Source organism: Microcystis sp. M49636_WE2, assembly GCF_030065375.1.
GTDB classification, from domain to species: domain Bacteria; phylum Cyanobacteriota; class Cyanobacteriia; order Cyanobacteriales; family Microcystaceae; genus Microcystis; species Microcystis aeruginosa_C.
The window spans coordinates 1-3,635 of the sequence record NZ_JASJFG010000907.1; the positions used below are offsets into that span (position 1 = coordinate 1).

4 protein-coding genes are annotated in these 3,635 nt (G+C 43.7%); 1 reads left to right on the plus strand and 3 read right to left on the minus strand.

The features are described from left to right. On the plus strand, nucleotides 1–625 hold a 625-nt coding region (locus PX484_RS20805; RefSeq protein ID WP_288105342.1), incomplete at its 5' end, for a CocE/NonD family hydrolase. Here PX484_RS20805 and PX484_RS20810 read toward each other — a convergent pair. The 3 genes from PX484_RS20810 to PX484_RS20820 all read right to left on the minus strand — a co-directional run. Further along, complete coding sequence (locus PX484_RS20810; protein WP_004268100.1) at nucleotides 608–1,183, minus strand: Alr1449 family protein; 576 nt, start codon at nucleotides 1,181–1,183, stop codon at nucleotides 608–610. The genes PX484_RS20805 and PX484_RS20810 overlap by 18 nt on opposite strands. A 110-nt stretch (nucleotides 1,184–1,293) precedes the next feature. Beyond that, nucleotides 1,294–2,253 (minus strand): aldo/keto reductase, encoded by a 960-nt coding sequence (locus tag PX484_RS20815; RefSeq protein ID WP_004268101.1) that lies wholly within the window; start codon nucleotides 2,251–2,253, stop codon nucleotides 1,294–1,296. Nucleotides 2,254–2,611: 358 nt separating this feature from the next. Next, a partial coding sequence (locus PX484_RS20820) for an SLBB domain-containing protein (RefSeq protein WP_288105345.1) occupies nucleotides 2,612–3,635 on the minus strand: 1,024 nt, incomplete at its 5' end.

Here is a 3,635-nt window from a genome sequence, read left to right on the forward strand (position 1 = left end):
GTTTCCCAGAGAAAATCAGCAAATTTATTATCTTGCTAGTCAAGGTTTAGCCAATCTGCGCGAGGATGAGGGGAAATTAAGCGCGATTTTGTTAGAACCTGCGATCGAGGATACCATCGTTCACGATCCTTGGCGACCGGTGCCATCTTTAGGAGGTCATAGCGCCTTACCGGGGGGAATATTCGACCGCACCATGCTAGACTGTCGCAGTGATGTGATTACCTACACTTCTCCCCCCCTAGAGAAAGATTTAACGATTTTGGGTAGTTCCCGTCTGGATTGTTATTGTCAAGCAGATGCGGTTAGTTTCGATATCTGCGCGGTGGTTTCTCAAGTTACCCCCGATGGTCGGGTTTTTAATATCACTCAGGGTTATAAACGGGTAAATAATCCCGAATCACCCCTAAATATTGTCATGCAGGCCACTTTTATCACTATTCCTCAAGGTCATAGCTTGCGTTTAAGTCTGAGTCCCTCTTGCTTTCCTGCACATCCCGTCAATGCGGGGACCGGCAGCTATCCCCACGCAAGTCGAGGGATAAATTTTTCCATTATCACAATTAAGGTTTTTTGTCAAGGAAATTTTCCTGCAAAATTGCTATTACCTTTAGTCGGGGAAAGCTAAACCGCTGCGAGGATCGCGAATATATAAACCTAACACCAGGGAGGAGATAACCGTATCCCAGACGGGGGTGAATTTTTCCGCATCATTGACCCAATAATCCATAGTAATTAAACATTGAACCCCGGAACCAATACCCACGGCAATGCGCGAATAAGCGGGTCGATTTTCTTGGGGGTCGATGAATTGAATTTGTACCCAAACAATGCGGACAGTTTGGCGTTTTTCTTGGATAACTTCGCCGATTTCGTGAGGATTGCGGCTATCTTCACGAGCTAATTTTTTGACCATTCCTTTTAGCGGTAATTCTTTCCAATCTCCGGGAGGAAGTAAATTATAGGAAACCTCTAAACGACAATCATCATCGGGAGGTTTTCTATCTAAAAAACGAAAGGAATTATCATCAGGTTCAAAATGCCAATCTTGAGGAACTTCAAAGCGCACTGCACCGCGACCAGCTACAAAAATACTGTTACCCGGACTAGATTTCCAGTTATGATCTGGATTTAAGTCGAGGGTTTCTTTAATCCATTGCAGATTGTGTTTTTTGGATTTAGCCATAGGGATAATCCTGCGGTAAGAATCGGACTATAGCTATCATTATACAGGCTTTTTCCTGAGAATTAACCAAAGCCTCTGTCTTCACCCTTAAGATAACTGCTGTATAATTTTTAGAAATCCCACAGCACAGGATTATCATCCAAGAAATCAGTTACCTGTTTACCAATATTATCAATTAATTTTAGGTCTTCTGGGGTTAAATTAATTGTCATTGCCTGAGCGTTATTAACTGCCTGAGCGGCATTTCTTACCCCAGCAATTGCATTAGTTTGGGGTTGCTTAATTAACCAAGCCAGAGATAATTGAGCTAGGGAACAACTATAGCGGTTAGCAATCGGTTCTAATTGAGTTAAAGCCGCTTGTACTCTCTGAAAGTTTTCGCCATGAAAGAGTTTATTTTTAATTCTATGGTCTTCCGCTGCCAACTGATAACCGTTTCTAAATTTTCCTGTTAATAAACCTTGGGCAAGGGGAGAATAGGCCAGAATAGAAATATTATTGTCTATACAATAGGGCATAATTTCCTTTTCTACCGAGCGCCAAAACAGAGAATAGGGAGGTTGAATACTCTCAATTCTGCCGTATTGACCAGCTTCTTCCAGTTGAGAGCGGGAGAAATTGGAAACCCCGATAGCGCGAATTGTTCCCTGTGCTTTCAGATAATTAAGAGCGGCCATAGTTTCAGAAATAGGCACTATTTCCGTGTTCCATGAGCCACTAGGCCAATGAATTTGGTAAAGATCGATATAATCAGTTTGCAGGTTTTTTAAAGAGCGATGACAAGCGGCGATAACTTCCTCGTATTTGAGGTGATTAGCAAAAACTTTTGTGGCATAAATTACCTGTTCTCGCACATCGGCTAAAGCTTGAGCAACAATGGATTCTGAGTGACCTTCCCCGTAGATTTCGGCTGTATCTACAGTGGTAATTCCTGTCTCAAAAGCGGCACGAATAGCCCTAATACTTTCCTTATCTTCAATACCTGCCCACATCTTTTTTCCTGCTTGCCAAGTACCCAGGAGAAGGGGAGTAATTTCTATATTAGTCTGACCGAGATAGCGTTTTTGCATAACAGTTTTTTTGATGGGTTAAGTCTGCTTAGGGTTTTAGTCGGGTTTAGGGCTGAAAATCCCAGTGGAAGAGGACTAAGGTGACAAGAATAAAAACTTTTACCGGTAGGGGTGTAAAGAACAAACTTAACAAGCCACAAAAAAGACCCAATAAGCAGGTACTGAGGCTAATTATTTCGCCGTGAACATTGTAGCTAATCGACAGGGAGATTAGGGCTAGAGTAAGGAGAAAAATCATAGTTTTCTTTCCTGAGTCTATTGAGCAGAAAAGCCGTGACCGCTCACGACTTTTCGCCGTTTCTATATCTATTATTAGCTCGATTACTTAGCTAATGACATCGTGGTAAAGTAAACTTTTTTAACGGAAAAGATTAAAAAATCCGTTGAAAAAGCCTGTCAGACCGGTAAAGGGACTTAAAACCGCGCCGAGGGTGTCGGTGGCAGAGGCCAGATTGCTACGATGAACCACCACCACATCATTATTGCGGAGAATCGGGTTAGTTTTCTCGTTGATACCCTGGGAAAAATCGACGTTAATTGAGGTTTTGGTGACGGTTCCGTTAGGATTGAGACGAATTAATTCCACTGTGGACTGATCGGCCCGACGCTTATCAAAGTCTCCTGCGGTTAAAATTGCCTGATTGAGAGGGGTATTGGGAGGAACTTCAATTGTCCCCGGTTTGACCACTTCCCCGACCACTTTCACGTTAATAGTTTTGGGGGCAAAACTAGCCGATGCTAGGGTTTCCGATTCCTTGGCCGAGATTTCAGTAGCGGTGGGGATAATCACCGTATCCCCTTCTTGAAGAAAGATATCGCCGGTCATATCACCTTTTTCGAGCAAACTCCACAGATCTACGGGGATTTTCTGCTGGGAACCGTCACGAGTATAACGCAGCACTTGCACCTGTCGGATATCGGCCAGAGGTTTGATGCCTCCCGCTTGTTGGATAGCTTGGGTTAGTCGGGCCGGTTTCCTGGTGCCACCGCGATCTAGGTCATTATTATTGTTATTGTTATTGTTGGCAGTGGGGACAATACGATGGGACCCCGGACGATAAACTTCTCCCACCACAGTAACATTAATTTCTCGATCGCTATCTAGTCCAAAATTGGCATCAGCTAATTGGTTGACTTCCCCGACGCTAAGGGTCGTTTTAGTGGGAATAACGATGCTATCACCATCCCTGAGGCTAATATCTTGGGTTGTATCGCCTTTTTGGATTAATTGCCAGAGATTCGCTTGAATTAGCTGTTCTTGTCCCTTGAGGTTGCGTCGGATTTGAACTTGACCAATATCGGCCACCGTAGTCACTCCCCCCGCTTGCCGGATTATTTCGGTCAATAGGGGCGTTTTTTGGCTTTGTTCGGGGTTAATTGTA